14 protein-coding genes, 1 tRNA gene and 1 pseudogene are annotated in these 15,610 nt (G+C 52.5%); 8 read left to right on the top strand and 8 right to left on the bottom strand.

What is annotated here, in order from left to right:
- The first annotated feature begins 78 nt into the window (after window positions 1-78).
- The 4 genes and pseudogenes from AH68_RS09080 to AH68_RS09095 all read left to right on the top strand — a co-directional run.
- Window positions 79-291 carry a hypothetical protein gene (locus AH68_RS09080; protein WP_039199389.1) on the top strand — a complete coding sequence of 71 codons (213 nt, stop codon included), beginning with the start codon at window positions 79-81 and terminating at the stop codon, window positions 289-291.
- Window positions 292-788: 497 nt separating this feature from the next.
- Window positions 789-1,703: a hypothetical protein gene (locus AH68_RS09085; RefSeq protein ID WP_201772592.1), complete on the top strand. Its 915-nt coding sequence runs from the start codon at window positions 789-791 to the stop codon at window positions 1,701-1,703.
- A complete protein-coding gene (locus AH68_RS09090; protein WP_236682403.1) occupies window positions 1,690-3,480 on the top strand; it encodes a sialate O-acetylesterase in 1,791 nt (596 codons plus the stop codon). Before AH68_RS09085 ends, AH68_RS09090 begins: the two co-directional genes overlap by 14 nt.
- 75 nt (window positions 3,481-3,555) lie before the next feature.
- Window positions 3,556-4,239 (top strand): annotated as a pseudogene (locus AH68_RS09095) (site-specific integrase); the annotation flags it as partial.
- Between the two features lie 221 nt (window positions 4,240-4,460).
- On the opposite strand, the gene AH68_RS09100 reads toward AH68_RS09095, so the two are convergent.
- Entirely contained in the window at window positions 4,461-4,823 is a 363-nt protein-coding gene (locus AH68_RS09100) for a hypothetical protein (protein WP_039199393.1), read from the bottom strand.
- Window positions 4,824-5,709: 886 nt separating this feature from the next.
- On the opposite strand from AH68_RS09100, the gene AH68_RS09105 reads away from it, so the two are divergent.
- The 3 genes from AH68_RS09105 to AH68_RS09115 all read left to right on the top strand — a co-directional run bounded on the left by AH68_RS09105 (window position 5,710) and on the right by AH68_RS09115 (window position 6,555).
- Complete coding sequence (locus AH68_RS09105) at window positions 5,710-5,925, top strand: helix-turn-helix transcriptional regulator (protein WP_039199394.1); 216 nt, start codon at window positions 5,710-5,712, stop codon at window positions 5,923-5,925.
- Window positions 5,926-6,066: 141 nt separating this feature from the next.
- Window positions 6,067-6,288, top strand: a complete 222-nt coding sequence (locus AH68_RS09110; RefSeq protein ID WP_236682404.1) for a DUF4160 domain-containing protein — start codon at window positions 6,067-6,069, stop codon at window positions 6,286-6,288.
- Window positions 6,289-6,300: 12 nt separating this feature from the next.
- Complete coding sequence (locus AH68_RS09115; RefSeq protein ID WP_039199396.1) at window positions 6,301-6,555, top strand: DUF2442 domain-containing protein; 255 nt, start codon at window positions 6,301-6,303, stop codon at window positions 6,553-6,555.
- A 349-nt stretch (window positions 6,556-6,904) separates the two neighbouring features.
- Here AH68_RS09115 and AH68_RS09120 read toward each other — a convergent pair whose 3' ends face one another.
- From AH68_RS09120 to AH68_RS09145, 7 genes are all read right to left on the bottom strand, one after another.
- A complete protein-coding gene (locus tag AH68_RS09120) occupies window positions 6,905-7,333 on the bottom strand; it encodes a hypothetical protein (protein ID WP_039199398.1) in 429 nt (142 codons plus the stop codon).
- Between the two features lie 1,368 nt (window positions 7,334-8,701).
- Entirely contained in the window at window positions 8,702-8,887 is a 186-nt protein-coding gene (locus AH68_RS09125) for a hypothetical protein (RefSeq protein WP_039200051.1), read from the bottom strand.
- 613 nt (window positions 8,888-9,500) lie between these two features.
- Window positions 9,501-9,842 (bottom strand): hypothetical protein, encoded by a 342-nt coding sequence (locus AH68_RS10655; RefSeq protein ID WP_144245730.1) that lies wholly within the window; start codon window positions 9,840-9,842, stop codon window positions 9,501-9,503.
- Window positions 9,843-9,980: 138 nt separating this feature from the next.
- On the bottom strand, window positions 9,981-11,099 hold the full coding sequence (locus tag AH68_RS10435) for an AAA family ATPase (protein ID WP_081995925.1): 1,119 nt from the start codon (window positions 11,097-11,099) through the stop codon (window positions 9,981-9,983).
- Between the two features lie 61 nt (window positions 11,100-11,160).
- Window positions 11,161-11,358, bottom strand: coding sequence for a helix-turn-helix domain-containing protein (locus AH68_RS09135; protein WP_039199401.1), 198 nt, complete (start codon window positions 11,356-11,358; stop codon window positions 11,161-11,163).
- A gap of 228 nt (window positions 11,359-11,586) precedes the next feature.
- The gene (locus AH68_RS09140) at window positions 11,587-12,939 is read right to left on the bottom strand and encodes a tyrosine-type recombinase/integrase (protein WP_039199402.1); all 1,353 of its coding nucleotides are present in this window, start codon (window positions 12,937-12,939) and stop codon (window positions 11,587-11,589) included.
- 541 nt (window positions 12,940-13,480) lie between these two features.
- A tRNA-Ser gene (locus AH68_RS09145) sits at window positions 13,481-13,568 on the bottom strand.
- 748 nt (window positions 13,569-14,316) lie between these two features.
- Between AH68_RS09145 and AH68_RS09150 the strand changes: the two genes are divergently transcribed.
- Window positions 14,317-15,456, top strand: coding sequence for an IS1249 family transposase (locus AH68_RS09150; protein ID WP_039197933.1), 1,140 nt, complete (start codon window positions 14,317-14,319; stop codon window positions 15,454-15,456).
- The last annotated feature ends 154 nt before the right edge of the window (window positions 15,457-15,610 follow it).

The following is a 15,610-nucleotide window of genomic DNA, read 5'->3' on the forward strand; positions in this document are numbered from 1 at the left end:
ACATCTCATTCCGCCGACAGCATGTGCACTTTTCGACAAGATGATGTTTAATGGAATAACCACGTGGAAGGAGGAAAGATGACCGCAGCACTGGCTTCTCTCCAAGCAAGAAGGATTGGCAAGCCGATCATGCTCACCCTTGAAGATATTCGGGAACAGCGTGACACTATAGAACGTACGTTTGGCACACGTGAATCACTTGAGGACAAGCGCGACATCATCGGCCTCACACTCGATGAACGCATCGCTCTGCGTAACCTCGAAGATCTCGACTACCTCGAAGGTTGCTGATTCTTTGGAAAATCTCGCCACACAGATCGACGACTTCGCACAGCGAATCGAGGACATGCTCACCGCAGTACTTGGTCCCGCAGAAGAACAATACACGTCCACACCTCGCGGATATCGCAAAAATGGACGAGACAGCTTCGTCATCAATACTCATAATCCGGAGGGGATACCTCTCACTGTGGAGGGGCGGGTTATTCTAAGGCTTGACTATAGGTATCAATGCTCGTTTAAAGATGGCAGTTCCTACCTGCAAGTAGACGATTCAAGCATCACCTTGCGAGCCGAAAGCGATCCCACGCCAATAGTGCACTACGACTACGTCCGGAATGTACGGGTCGTCCATATATAAAGCAACACGGAAGCGATACATCGGGGACGAACGGGTATCGTACGCTGTATATTGGCATTTCAGGTGAACACTCGGCACGGTCAGCATTGACCGGGACCGGAAGCCGGCACCGGGGATCACAGAATAGCAGGCAGATTCTGGAGGGGTTATGGCACGGCACGGCAAGAAGCCAAGCGAGGAAAACACCTCGGCACGCACACCGAGAACACTTGCCGGAAGCGCAACGACCAACACTTCTGCCGACGGTATTGACGCCGCTACCAGCAGCAGCGCAACCAACAGCTCGACCGACAACGGCACATTTGCCAGCAATGCCGACAACAACACCGCCAGTAATACCGACAGCAGTACCGGAAATGCGCATACCAACAGCGCTTCCAACGAAGCCGACGCAACCAAAGCCGGCACCAACGCGATCGACAACAACGCAACCGGAACACGCACAATCGTCAGTGGCGACACGACTGAGACCAGCAATCGGCAATCGCTCGAAGCAGACAGAGCCGTTAAAACCAACGAATCCCATCAACCGCAAGACCCATTCGACGCGGCCATAGCGCAAGGCATCAGCGATGGCGACGCTTGGACGAACCAGCATGTAAAGCGCTTCTATCGCCAGATCATCATCACCATAGTCGTTGTGGTCGTCATTCTGGGGGCGATCTTCGGATTCACAGGCATGCGCGCATCGCAGCAAATGCGTGACCTGACCGCGCTGAACGACTGCAAGGAAGCCGTCGCGACCATGAACACCTCCTATTCGAAGGCGTTCCAACTGAAGGCAAAAATCTCCGAAGCGTTCACCAGTTTTGACAAATCTTACGATCTCGACAAGCTCGCCGAACTTCATCAGACGGAAGTCACCGCTCCAAAAACGCTGAGCTGTGCCACCGACGCCTCCGCCACCATCAGCAAAGCCAACGCCGCGAAAGCCGAGTATGACAAGCAGGCAAAGCAGTTCAAGCAGGCCCTGCAGAAGGCCGACGAATCCGCGGCCACCGATGGCGGTGACGGAACTGATGGAACGGCCAGCGGCGATAACAGCACCGGTGGCACGGACTGAGACGCGGTCACGAAAGACGATGCTGGAGTTGTCGGAGACACGTCCGTCACAGACGGCACTGTCGACCAATCCGATGCAGCCGACACAACCGGAAGAGGCTGATTTGAATAAGAAACGACTGACACGCGTGATTATTGCCGCCGCAGTGACCATGGCGATACTTGTGGCAATCATTGTTGGCTGCGGGCCGAAATGGGGCGACGGTTCGGCGAATGCCAACGACAGTAACTCCAGCAGCGCCTCCAGCACAAGCGACGATTCATCCGCAAACCATGCGACCCGTGCATCGGTGCAACTCCCCTCCTACTACATGGAGAACATGGTTTTCCAACGTGGCAAAACGCTGGTAGTCAAGGGAGCCGTCACCACTTCACAGCGTGGAAAAACCGTTGACCCAACACAACTGGTTACAACGATTTCCCAAGGTAAGAAATCATCATCCGCGCAAGCAAAAATTTCCAAAAACGGTGATTTCACTTGCATTTTACCTAAGCAGAAAGCAAGTCTTAAGCCATATTCATTAACGATTTCGTACAACGAATCCACTTTGTTGACTCTGAAAAACGTGTATGTCGGCGACGTTTTTATTGCTGCCGGACAGTCGAATATGGAATTGAATTATTCGCAATACTACAAGGGTTCAGGCAATGACTATAATTTCGGCGGAGGTCTGGTAACGACCAACGATCTGCCGAAACAGCTTTCCGACAAGAACGTGCATTTCGTTGCGAGCGCCAACACCACGGAAGGTACTGATTTCCCGCTACGCGACGTGAACAAGCAGGCCGATTCCTGGCTTGATGCGACCGCCGATAATTCGCAGCATTTCAGCTATTTGGCACAGCAGTTCGCCATGCAGCTTCGCGCCGCGCATCCGGATGTGCCCGTCGGTATTATTCAGACTGCATGGGGTGGTACGCCGATTCGAAACCATGTGAAGGGTGGTTCCATTTATGCTAACCATATCGCGCCATTGAAGGGTTTCCATGTGGCGGGCGTGCTGTGGTACCAAGGGTGCAATGATTCCGCGAACGAGGCGACCGCATTGGTATACGAGTCTCAGATGACGTCGCTGATCAACCAGTATCGTGCAGTGTTCGACCAGAATGATCTGCCGTTCCTGTATGTGCAGTTGGCGCGTTGGCCTGGCTATCAGTACACTCAGAACGTGCGATTCGCGCAGTTGAGCACATTGAGCAACGTCGGATTGCACAATGCCTCCAACGTTGCAATGACAGTGTCGTTGGATACTGACAAGGGCACTTCAACGTTGATACATCCGCTTGGCAAAGATATTCTTGGCGCACGCATGGCCGCGCAATATCTGGCGATGTCGGAAGGCAACGCCGTTCCCAACGGACCGCTTATCGCACATGCGAAGCATGCTTCCGATGGCACGATCGTATTGTCATTCCAAAAGGGCACCGCAACTGGTTTGCAGGCAGAAAAACCCAATTATTCGAAGACTGCGGGCGCTACTGTACCTAATTACACGGCTAATTCGGACGTGACTCCTCTGGATGGTATTGCTAATGTTGCAACGCCGACTTCCGCATCATTGCAAGGTTTTGAAATTGCCGACGATTCCGGAAAGTGGGTTTCGGCAGCGGCAACAATTAAGGGTGATCAGATTGTGCTGAGTGCCGCTGATGGAAGTTCGAATCTTAACGCGGTAACTCAAGTGCGTTATTGGTGGAGCGGAAATCCAGCTATTTCCAATCTGCTCTATAACAATCTTGGATTGCCTACAAGTCCGTTTATTGCGGTTGTTGAGTAGGCCAGCCAACTGATAATCGGAATATTATTCGGCGGCAGCGAAGGACACGACAAAGCGAGATAGGTATTTTCAATAAATCCTTTTGATTTCAAGTTAAGTGAAGTCTTAGAAAATGATACAAAAGAGAAAGTCGCATTGACAGAGGAACAAGAACAATCCCTACTGTCATTCATCAAGACGGACAATGTGTATCATAAGTATTTTGATGATGTGCTGATACTGTTAAAGACTGGACTTCGTATCTCGGAACTGTGCGGATTGACAATCATGGACGTTGATTTTAACCATGAGGTTGTGATTATCGACCACCAGTTATTAAAGAGCAAGGAACAAGGCTATTATATTGAAACGCCTAAAACAAAGAGCGGAACAAGGCAAGTACCGTTGAGTGAGGAAACAATCAAAGCATTTCAACGATTGATGAAGAAACGCCCAAAGGCAGAACCATTTGTGATAGACGGACGGGGCAACTTCCTATTTGTCAATCAGAAAGGCAAGCCCAAAGTTGCCATTGATTACAACGCCTTATTTGTCCGTATGGTAAAGAAATACAACAAGCACCATAAGGATAACCCCTTGCCACATATCACACCGCACACGCTACGCCATACGTTCTGTACAAGACTGGCAAGCAAGAACATGAACCCGAAAGATTTACAGTATATCATGGGGCATTCAAATATCAGTATCACAATGAACTGGTACGCTCATGCGTCCATAGATACCGCAAAATCAGAGGTTCAGCGTCTAATTGCATAGAAGTATTTACCACGATTTTAACCACGTTTGATAGCGAAAATATAAGAAGATAGACCTAGATATGTGAGGTTTACCACAAAAGCAAAAATGCCCGTAGAGCCGATAAAATAAGGCTTTGCGGACATTTAAGAAGATATAAAAAGATAGTCAAAAAGACATATATAATTTATTGAAAAATCAGGCATGTTTTTATCGAATTTAAGTCGAAACAATGTTGACTGTCAGTCGACGTAGTGCGGGGCGCTGGACGCCATGCGGGGCGTAACACCGTTATTGCCGTTGTCATCGTCATTACCGTCCGCAGTGGAATCTTGCGATTTACGAAGCGATCCCGCAGCCAATGAACGTATGGATCGAACGGAACGGCCAAGCTGCGACTGCTTTTCCTGCTCGTCCGACTGGATTGCGGGAAACGCACCGGTCACAGGGCGAACACGACCGGTCGCAGTGGGAATGAAGCTTGGCGGCAGTACTTGCGTGGTAATGGCGCTCGGAGATGATGCATGATAGCGGGCCATTGAAGTCAGAGAATCGTGGGTATCGAGTTCACGCCGAATATCTAGCTCATCGTTGGATTCAGCCATCGCCGCCCTCCTTCTTTTCCGGCAATCTCCACCGGTAATCTCTCTCCACTGGTGACGGTCACCGTTCCGAGCGTAATGCAAGGCGGCAGGCCACTGCGAACGAAATCAGCGATATGCGCAACTCCCCCACTGTTTCGCAACTTTTTCGTCGCACCTCTACGTAACAAGCCATTGAAAAGACGCCGTTTCCGGCATGAAAAAAGGCTTCCGGAATCATCCGGAAGCCCTACTGGCGGAGAATACGAGATTCTGCCTTATATCACCTCTAACGCTTACTGCCATATAGGTTTTACCCGTCTCAGCAATTCCTTGCGCCCAACAACTCGCCCAATAACTCGGCGTGTCTGACGTGCCCTCACGGGCCCATATGGGAAGAAACTTCACTTTGAATTATAGCCCAGTCAGGTCTGAAGCCTTTGAAGCCTCTGCCCCGTAGGGGAGTCCCCCATCACCTCTTCGCTGGGGACCGGTGGGACAATAGCAGAAATAGCGCGCGGGTTTTTGAAAAGTTTGCGCATAAAACGTGACGTACCGCTGCTGTCCTATTTTTTCCAAATCGTCCGCGGAATACCATTCACGGGCGGAACCAGAGGCACAGCGGCTCCGGCTCAAACCACCCGAGGGAGGCCTCCCCACCCCGGCACGCCAGCCACCACGGGCACAGTGCCGTTTTCCCCTCCCGGTTTTTCCACACGTTTCGTCTCCGGTGGCAACATGTGACGGCTATTCAAAATTTACTTCCGGCAGCATTCGGAGTCAGCACTAGAGAGCCAGCGACCCTGAGTTTGACCCCTGGAGTACCCTTCTCCCGGCCCGGGAGTCTGTCGTATGACGAACGCTAGTGAGTGGTCTACAATGGCCTCTAATCCAAGTTAGGAGTAGGGCCATGGGATTGAAAGAATTAAGAATGAAACGTGGGTTGACACAACGAGAGTTAGCCGAAAAGGTTGGAATTAGTTATGGCCGTATTGGTGACTACGAGCAAGGACGGTACACGGTCGGCGGTATGTCACTGGATTTAGCCATAAAATTCTGTGATGCTTTGCGCGTTGCTAATCCACGTAAGCTACTTGATTCTGATTCTGAGACTTCGGCGGATTGAATGGAATCCGACAGGGCTAGGCATGTCTTTATGGCGTGGCTGGCCCACGAAATATTAATGTTCAGCCGATATTATCGGCGTTAGAGTAAGGAGGTGGCATAATTGCCGGGAATCAGTAGGTTTTTCGGTATCGTCATTTACATGTACGCCAATGACCACGGCCCCGTGAAGCATTTTCATGCGGAATATAATGGTCATTGGGCTAAGTACTCGTTTGATGGCGATTTGATTAAGGGCGGTTTGCCTCGGAAACAGGAACGTCTTGTGCTGGCGTGGGCTGAAATACACCGTGAGGATCTTGAATCCAATTGGAAGTGCGTTGAAGCCCATGTGCAGCCGGGCCCGGTTGAGCCGCTTAGGTAGGGAGGTTGCATTATGTGCGATGACGTGATTCTTGTGACTGACGCGGTCCCGTTGGACGGCCACCGTGTGGCGGTCAGGTTTAACGATGGTTATAGCGGCGTCTTGGATATGGCTAAGTATTTTGACTATCCGGCGTTCGCTGGGCTGAATGATCCTACGGTGTTCGCTACTGCGCGTGCCGGTCTCGGTACGGTGCTGTGGGGTGACGGTGATATAGACGTTGCACCGGATACCGCGCGTGAGGAGGCCGTTCCGTTGGGCGCGTAATTGCTCATGCTAATGAATCCCGGTTGCTTTTGGCTGCCGGGATTTTGTTCATTCGAACATGTTTGGCGGGGTTCCCGCCTGATGAAAATACCCCAAGAGTGGTGCAACACTCTTGGGGTTTGCTTAAACCAAACCGATTCATAAGCCCTCTCGTTTTAGCGAGAGGGCTGGAATGGAGTATCAAGAATGAAGACTATCAACGAAACCTACAGGGCAATCGAAGCTAATTATCAACCGCGCAGCAAGTGGGATCGAGGCGTCAAGGAAACCGCTTTGGATATTCTCGAATCGCTCGACATGCCTAATACCGTTCTCCTTGAGCACTTCGATTCGCGTCGCTCTCTGCTGCTCAACGGCGCGCGTGACTGGAGCCAGTACAGCTATGACGGTTGTGGTGTTGGCCGTCATGTTTGTTTGAATACCGCGGATCAGGATCTCTTCGTCGTAATCCTGCCGCTTGTTCATCGTCTGCGAGCGCCGGTTCGGTTGATCGCAAGTGGCACTCGTAGGCCTCGCGCTTCGGCGGTTGCCACGTGCCGCGGTTGATCTCGCGCTCCACCTTGTTGAGCCACGCCTCGGCGTCGGCCTCCGCTTGCCGGCGATCCTCGGGATCCTTCGGATCGAACTGGAAACGCTGCGATAGGCGCTTCTTGCCTTCCAGCATGTCCGCGAACTTCTCATAGGCCCACACCGGAACCGGATACGACGCCTCGAGACTCGTCGGGTTCTTCTTGTTCGGCTTCGGATCAATGCAACCGAAACGTCTTCTCGCACCCATGACCCCATCTCCTCGGAACAGCGGGCGGAACCGTGCTAATTGGGCGCGATATGGATCATGCCTAATCTCGCCCAACATCTTAGCCCATTTGACGGTCTCTCACGACATTGTGAGGAGTGGTCGAAAACATTGGAAAAAAGCCAAAAACGTTGGAAAATGGCCGTTTTGAGCATGAAAAAAGGGTTCACAGTTTTACCTGTGGACCCTGTCCGCGGAGAACACGAGATTCCCCCAACAACTATCCTCAAACCCAGTAATAGCAAGGCTTTCAGCGATTACTGGTTTGATTGTAGCACTCTATTTGTCACTCTAAGCGCCTATCAGGGCCTCTGATTTACACTTTTACACATTTACTCTTTTTACTCTTCACGGTTTTGAAAAGAGTAACAAAACGTTGGAATTTCAACGTTCTTGCTTACACTTTTACACTTTAGAGAGTTGTTTATAGTATGCATTTTCTGTTCAAAAGCCACAAACCTAATAATTCCAAGGGTTATGGGGTCCGTTACACATGCTTTGCTCCGACTTCCACGCCAGATCCGGCCAAATCAGATGCAACGAGATATGGATCATGGGGCATTTCTAGGCAACCCAAAAGCAGACCGGAGCGAAGCGTAGGGCTTTTGGGGCGGCAGCTTCTTGCTTTTCATACGCCCGTGCTGCCATGACGAGGACCGACAAGCAGCACGTATGAAGGCGCTTAAGCACGGAATATCTGATGGGTCACAATGGCCCGTCAGATATTCCAATTCGGCTCCAATCACGTTAATTGCCAGAACAAACGTTGCATATGGAAGCGATGCGATACTTAAAAAGTGTGATATCAACTGCGGAATTATTACGCAGTTGATAATTTCGTCGAGATGCCAACGTGATCAAGTAGTCCGCCCTCCGCCAGAAATGGGTTCCGATCCGAAAAACAGCCAATTGGGGAATCGTCACCGGGCAGAAATAAGGCTGTCAGCCCACAACCCATAACATGTTTCTTGACACTGTTCCGCCGTGAAGAAATGGGTTCGGCATCAGGCCGCACTAACTGGAAACATTTACCTAGCATACAAAGGACAATAATTAAAAAAGTATTTTTCTCTCCCAAAAAGTTCTCTTTAAAGTTGCGAATCGCCTACTGCCAACTGCTCTCGCGGGAGTCTAAAAGATATTAAAAGATTCTTATAAAAGGGCGCAGGGCGCCTGGGCAGTGAACGGAAAGAGACAACACCAGCCATCACGAAATCAGGCAACCACGCCACCGGCACAGCCGTTAGGAGCGTAAAGGGCCGATGCCCGAAGGCATCGGCCCTTTACCTATCCAACAGATTCCAGTAAGAGAGAAGCATGCCATGATTAATGCATGTTTCTCTCCAAGAATTACCTATAGAAATATTTCCCTTGATCTATTTGTCTGGAAATGTCACGTAACTCACCAGCCAATTGGCGCTCTTCATCATTCCCGTGCTGCAACTTGGCTGCTTTGCTATCCAAACGGTGCTGCGATGCGGAATAAGAAACGATTGCAATCAGCAGAATTACGCCGATGATTACGAGATATTCCATAGCTATTATCCCCTTTGCCCTACGCCGTTCAAGGCCATGCAAACAGCCTGTTGCCACGCAGTCCCCCAAACGCCCACTCCTTTGCATGAATCCGGAGTGGGAATCCAGTGGTCATAGCACTGACCTTGATAATAAAAATCACACCGTATGCGAGTTGTTGGACGAGAAGATTCAACGGCTGACGCTGCAGGCACCGCGAAGCCTAATCCCAAAAACATGAGCGCAGCACTAACCGCTGCCGATATCTTACGACGCATAGCATCCCTTCCTATATCTACTTTTTGAGCTCCCCTTCGGAACCCGCCAAGATTCTAGTTTTTTCTTACAGGCAGTGACGTTCAACGTTCAGATTCCGACTTCTTGACACGATAAAAATGGGAATTTTACGTCACTAAAAACCTCATCAAAGAGGATCCATAGACCAACAGCGCCGAAACCAGCAAACCACATAGAAAAACCAGAGGAACCACAGACCGCACCAGAAGAAAAAAATGACAGACAAGACACGATCAGCCATCAAAGCCAATGAGAACCAAGCAGTCCCAAGGCAACGAGAGCCACAGACAGAAGCCATGGATCCAACGAAAACCCATGAAAACCACAACTTTTAGCATCAGAAATAAGCCACGGGCGTCTTGCATCCTGCTCCGCGGCTGACGCCCGTGGTTTCTTTTTCATGTATATAGTTTTTGGTTTTCTGCTTTGGTTGTGGGTATGGCTTGTTTTTCTGTCTGTGTTGTCTTGCTTTGTTCTTCTGGTCTGCTTTTGATTGTGTGATTCTTCTCTTTTCTGTATGTCTTCTTCTTGCTTTTTCGTCTTGCTTTGCTATCCGCTGCGTCTGTTCGTCTATTTCTGTTGTCTGTCCCCCCCGCTTTGCGTGGCAACGAGAAATATCAGATGCAACATTATGTTGCATCTGATATTCAGGTTTTAAGCATCCCCCGCTCTCCCACACAGCATCCGTCCTCATAGACGGTTTCACAATCAAGACGACCGGAACCGGACCAGAATATCAACCTCGGCATAATGTCGAGGTTGATATTCCCCGATGCGGAGAAAATATCAGATGGAACATAACGTTCCACCTGATAATTCAGCGTGGCACGGTCGCGACCCATTCCTTGGCGAGCGTTTCCGGGGTGGATCCCACATCTAGACGTTCCGCCTCCTCACCCGAGTATTCGGATGGATCCTTAAGGTAGACGATGGAACGGCTGCCGCGTTCAGCCGCCCTGGCCTGCCCCAAGCCGGCCAGAAAGAAAGCCTTTCTGAGCTTCGCGGGAGTCCACCTGCGGTCCTTGCTCTCCGCCTGATGGAACAGCTCTCTCGTCAGCATATGATTGCCATTCAAATGGACGGCAGCATGCATCCATTCGGCCATGGCCTCCCTGACCACCGGGTCCGTCCGATCCTCTTTCATGACGTTTTTGAGATCCAGATAGTCTTGGGCGGTATCGTCGGTCGGCGCGGTTTCGACCACGACCCGTACCGGAAACGTCTCTCCGTCGTCGCCGACGCATTCACGTATCCCGAAGCGGATTTTGGCGTTGACGGTATCGGAGTACGACGCATCCACCTGCTGGCACACGGTCACATCGGATACGTTCGGACATGTTTCAAGGTAGAGGTAGGAACGTGCCTTGGCCACCCACTGGTCGGATCCGGAAATGGCGTATGACACGTCCTCCGGATCCTTTTTCGCGTGAAGCACGCCCAGCACGCAGCAGTTGTTTCTTTTCGCCATGGCGTCGAGCGCGATCAGACAGTCGGCGGACTGCTGGTCATTCATACGGCCGGCGGCGAGACCATGCAATGGGTCTATGTACAGTGCATCCTTTCGGCCGATTCCACGATTCCCCGCAGGTCCCCGGCGTCGAAGCCACAGTACTCGATTCCGCCGGCACGACGTTTGTACAGCATGATGTTGCCCAGATCGGCCCATGCATTGCAGTTTTGCCTTTACGAGACCGGCATCGTCCTCTCGCTGCACGATGAGGACCTTCTTGCCCATGGCCGAGAATCTCGCGCACTCATATAGCGCGAGGATGCTTTTGCCACAGCGTTTGCGTCCACCCAATATAGTGATCGCTCCAGATGGAAACCACACGTTTTCTCCCAGGAATTCGACGTTCCGTACCAGTTCATTGAGCATTGGCGTCAGAACATAGTCGGTCTGCTTTGTTTTTCCGTTTTTTTGCGTTACACTGTTCATTGGTTTTGTTGGCGTCTGTCGTTGTTCAGCGACAGACGCTTTTCCTTTCCTGCGATGCCTCTCAGCATCCTTCGACGTAATCTTCCAGTGATTTGTAGCTGATCAGGAAAATACGTCCTGATTTGCGAGCTCTGATTTTGCCCTGTCTGATGAGCGTGTAGATGCTTTTGGTGTCCTTGAATCCCAGCAGCTGTGCCGCTACAGAGACGGTGACCGCCAACAGCCGATGAATCGAGTCCATCGTGCGTACGTTTGCCATTGTTTCGTTCCTTTCTGACCCCTCCGGCCTGATTCGGTTACGTTCGGACGGTTGCCCGGGCTTATAGCTACCACGTCGGTTCCTTGTTACGACGTCCGATATCGGCTCATGCCATGTACGGTCATTGGGGTTCCATCAGCATCCGTGACAGGGTTTCTTCCTTCGTCTCGGGCGATAGCCGGCGCATCACCTCCTCTCGTTCGCTGGCGTCCATGACCTTGAGAAGCGTTATGCGTGCCACCACGTCGGTTCTCTCCAGAAGACGGGCAATCTCGACGGATGTGCCTCCGGCGTTCCGCGGCACGGGTACGTCATTCCCGGAAACGGAGGGGATCGCGTCTTTGGCGTCGTTCTCCATGCCCGAAATGATTCTTCGCCGTTCCGTCTCCACCGATGCTGGTAGTGCCGGTCGGTGTCCAGCCGTTCGTGCCCCGCGAATTCCATCACGGTTTTGTCCGAATTCGTGTACGCCTTCATATGGCTGATGGCACGGTGGCGCAGGTTGTAGAGGGAAACCTTCTTCTCTTCAAGCCTCGGAACGCTTTTGCGCGCCCTGTACCAGGCGTTGCGTACCGTCTGGGCGTTGACCACCTCGCACGTCCTTGGTCCCGTGAACAGGAAAGCGGTTGGATTGTCCGGCACGAATGTTCGAAGGTGCAGGTCCAGCGCCTTGCAGATGAACCCCGGTATCGGTGGATGCCTGACGCTTCCGGTGCTCTTGGTTTCGTTGACCAGCACCTTCTTATGGCGTTTGCCTGTTTCCGGATCCTTCGGACTGTATTCCTTCGCCGCCCTCACGATGTCAAGCACGCCCTCCGAAAGGTCGTCCTTGAGCCTCACGTCCCTTCGCTGCAGCCCGTACACCTCTCCCGGCCGGAGCCCCATGACCCCGGACAGGTAGACCACCACCGCGAACCGCTGCGACATGGCATGATACAGCGCATTCAGCTCTTCCATACTGATATCCACGTACTGAAAACGAGCCGTCGGTTTGTACATGCGGATGTGCACCGGATTGGATTTGAGCAGAGTGGTTCCGTCCTGGTCCAATTCCCGCTCGCACGCATCCCTGAAGATCTCACGCAGCAGCACATATGCCTTGTGCTTGACGGAGGCACCCTCGCCGGCCTTGCCCACCCTCATGGAGTCGGCCCACTTCTCGATGTCCCGCGGACCGATGCTTCCCATCGGCTTGTCGCCTAGGACGGGCAGCAGATAATCGTCCAGGTATTGCAGGTACTTCTCGCGCGTGGTCGGCGCTATCCGTTGTCCGTTCGGTTTTCTGCGGTTCTGCACGAAGTCGAGCGCATACTCGCGGAACGTTATGGTCGAACTTAGTTCCTTGGTCTTCTCGATTCGGGGCGGCTCCCAGCTTCCCAGCTTGATGAGCCGTTCCTGTTCCGCCAGCCATGCTTCGGCCATCGCAGTGTATTCCGCATCGAAATTCTTCGTATAGTGCCTCGGCAGGTCGGGCCACTTGGAATAGGCCCATACCGGTGGCTGATAGCGGGCCTGCACGTACTTATGCCCGTCGCGGGCGGAACGCACCAGGACCGAACCGAACTTTCGTCTCCCGCTCATAGGACCTCCGTTCCGATCTGCGGAGCCGTGGCGACCGACATGGACGTGTACATTTTTTCACTCTCATTCAAGCTTGAAAAATGTGCAGAATCTCAATGATTCCAACGGTTTAGAAGGATTTTGGAGAGTGTTCTTCCCCTTAGAGAGAGTGACAAGTGTAAAAGTGTAAGCAAGAACGTTGGAATTCCAACGTTTATTACTCTTTTCAGCGAATAAAAAGAATAAACAGAGTAAAAAGAGTAAAAAGTTAGACATGAAGCATCACGTTCCCCGACGAAGACGCGGACGTGGGAGGCATCAGACGCATACGCCTCCGGGTTGGGATGAGAGAACATGCCGGAGTTCCTTTCGACGATAGAGTGACACACCGATTTGGTCCGTCATGTGTGTCACCTAATACGTCATCGATATCGGCGTTTCCAACGTCATTCGAAGGCATCACACGGCAAAATGGCATATGGGCCAAACTGGTTGGAATCGCTGAAAGGAAGCCATTTTCGGGCATGAAAAAAGGGCTTTCGGAATCATCCGAAAGCCCTGCTGGCGGAGAATACGAGATTCGAACTCGTGAGGCTGTTACACCAACACGCTTTCCAAGCGTGCGCCATAGACCACTAGGCGAATTCTCCAATTATGCAACGCTCCACAGTGTCTATCCGTGAAACGCAACTTAATTAGGATACAACAGTTTCTCCTAAACCCCAAATCGGCGTGTCGCAACGTCTTAAATCTCCCACTCACTGGAGTGAATCTACTCGCTACCAAGCCTCTCACAGTCCAAATTCCTCCAGCCACTGGAATAATCAGTACGCCCACAGGCTTTCTACAGTCCGAAAACCTCCACCCACTGGAGGAAAACACCCGCGTACAGGTCTCCAAACGTCCCAAAACCTCCAGTCACTGGAGGAATTGGTACGTTGGCAGGTTTACCAGCATCCAAATCCATCCACTCACTGGAACAATCCTCCCGCCCACGGGCCTCTCAGAGGAACAAAACACCCAGTGGGTGGAGCGATCCGCCCGCTGACAGGCATCTCAGCGTCCAAAAAACTCCAATGGGTGGAGGAAGGCAACCCGCGCGAATACGAAAAAAGCCCCTTCCGGGAACCCCACGAGGGGCACGGCCGGAAGACCCCGACCCAGCCAACCGGAACAAAAGCCTCCCGCACGCCGCGGGAAGCGAACACCAAAAGGCAGGGTTATTGGCCAAAATGTGTGTCTGGAATTGTCTCTGAGGCCTTGTGCTGCAAGGGTCTGGAGGTATTTGAATGTGATGGAGGGGACTTTCCAGGTCGGCCAAAATGTGTGTCTGAAACCGGTTGGGACGTCTTATAACAGTAGGCGTGAGGAGCGTTTGAATGTGGTTGTCTGAAAGGTATGAGAATTCCTCTGTGTCCCGGATGTCACACCACGATGAAGAAGAACGGAAAGACCTCGGCCGGTAGGACGCGCTGGCGGTGCAAGGATCCCGGCTGCGGTAGCTCGCTGTCGCGCGGCTATGATCGGCGGGCGGCGGATCTGGAGACGTCGCTGCGCTGGTTGTTGTCCAAGCAAAGCCAGGCCGAGTATGCGATCCCGGCGCGCACGCTGCGCCGGATGAACGAGTTGTTATGGAGCCTGTGGCCGCCGGTTCCGCTGGTCGACGAGGTGTATGACGTGGTGCATTTGGACGGTATTCACTTGCATCGGGATGCGGTCGTGTTGATAGCGATCGCCTGCGGGCATGTGATCGGCTGGTACGTCGCCAAAAGCGAGACCGCTGCCGCGTGGGCTCATCTCATGGCCAGGATCGCCCCGCCACTGGCGGTGGTGGTCGACGGGGGCGGTGGCATTCTGAAGGCATTGCGCGAGCACTGGCCTGATACCAAGGTGCAGCGGTGCTTGTTTCACGTGTGCATGAACATCACCCAGCTCACCGGAATCAAGCCAAGGTCCGAGGCAGGCAAACAACTGCGGAAGATTGCTGTCGCCTTGAGCCGCGTGACGGACACGGATGCCGCGGCCGCATGGCTCGCCTCCTACAACCAGTGGGAGCAAACGTACGACGCGTTCCTTGACGAGAAGAGCACGTACGCGGACGGTACCATAGCCGACCAGCACCAACGCCTCGTCAAAGCCAAACGCATGATCCGCAGACGTATCCGCGAGAACCACCTGTTCACGTTCCTGGAACCACCCAAGGGTTGCACCACGCCGATCCCAGCGACGAACAACCTCATCGAGTCATGGAACGGGCGGATCCGCGACATGCTCCGCCACCACCGGGGATTAAGCCTGTTGCGCCGAATCAAGGCGATCTGCTGGTGGTGTTATCAACACACCCGACAGCCCAAACCAGCCTCATGGCTCATAACCAACGCCATCAGTGACCAGCAGATCGAGGAACTCTACCGCAAAGCATGGGAACACAGCCCACAAGGCGCATACGAAACCTACGGCATCCCCAACCGGTACGGCACCGGCATCGACTGGAACGAATTCCACACCCGCGTAAAATACCCCAACACCACCGACTAACCCCATACCACCAGACACACATTTTGGCCAATAACCCAAAAGGCAAACAAAAAAAAGGGTTCCCGGAGCCGAAGCCCGACGGGAACCCCGTGCGAATAAAAAAAGAGGACCCCCGGGAATCCCGCCACGGGGCTCGACCGGAGGATCCTCCGAC

It is taken from the genome of Bifidobacterium catenulatum PV20-2 (genome assembly GCF_000800455.1).
Taxonomy (GTDB): domain Bacteria; phylum Actinomycetota; class Actinomycetes; order Actinomycetales; family Bifidobacteriaceae; genus Bifidobacterium; species Bifidobacterium kashiwanohense_A.

Excerpts from the sequence above, each read along its gene's own strand:
- AH68_RS09120 (WP_039199398.1), bottom strand. The coding sequence starts at position 7,333 with ATGGGTGCGAGAAGACGTTTCGGTTGCATTGATCCGAAGCCGAACAAG.
- AH68_RS09110 (WP_236682404.1), top strand. The coding sequence starts at position 6,067 with ATGTACGCCAATGACCACGGCCCCGTGAAGCATTTTCATGCGGAATAT.
- AH68_RS10435 (WP_081995925.1), bottom strand. The coding sequence starts at position 11,099 with ATGAACAGTGTAACGCAAAAAAACGGAAAAACAAAGCAGACCGACTAT.
- AH68_RS09080 (WP_039199389.1), top strand. The coding sequence starts at position 79 with ATGACCGCAGCACTGGCTTCTCTCCAAGCAAGAAGGATTGGCAAGCCG.
- AH68_RS09140 (WP_039199402.1), bottom strand. The coding sequence starts at position 12,939 with ATGAGCGGGAGACGAAAGTTCGGTTCGGTCCTGGTGCGTTCCGCCCGC.
- AH68_RS09105 (WP_039199394.1), top strand. The coding sequence starts at position 5,710 with ATGGGATTGAAAGAATTAAGAATGAAACGTGGGTTGACACAACGAGAG.
- AH68_RS09100 (WP_039199393.1), bottom strand. The coding sequence starts at position 4,823 with ATGGCTGAATCCAACGATGAGCTAGATATTCGGCGTGAACTCGATACC.
- AH68_RS09085 (WP_201772592.1), top strand. The coding sequence starts at position 789 with ATGGCACGGCACGGCAAGAAGCCAAGCGAGGAAAACACCTCGGCACGC.
- AH68_RS09125 (WP_039200051.1), bottom strand. The coding sequence starts at position 8,887 with ATGGAATATCTCGTAATCATCGGCGTAATTCTGCTGATTGCAATCGTT.
- AH68_RS09115 (WP_039199396.1), top strand. The coding sequence starts at position 6,301 with ATGTGCGATGACGTGATTCTTGTGACTGACGCGGTCCCGTTGGACGGC.
- AH68_RS09135 (WP_039199401.1), bottom strand. The coding sequence starts at position 11,358 with ATGGCAAACGTACGCACGATGGACTCGATTCATCGGCTGTTGGCGGTC.
- AH68_RS09150 (WP_039197933.1), top strand. The coding sequence starts at position 14,317 with ATGAGAATTCCTCTGTGTCCCGGATGTCACACCACGATGAAGAAGAAC.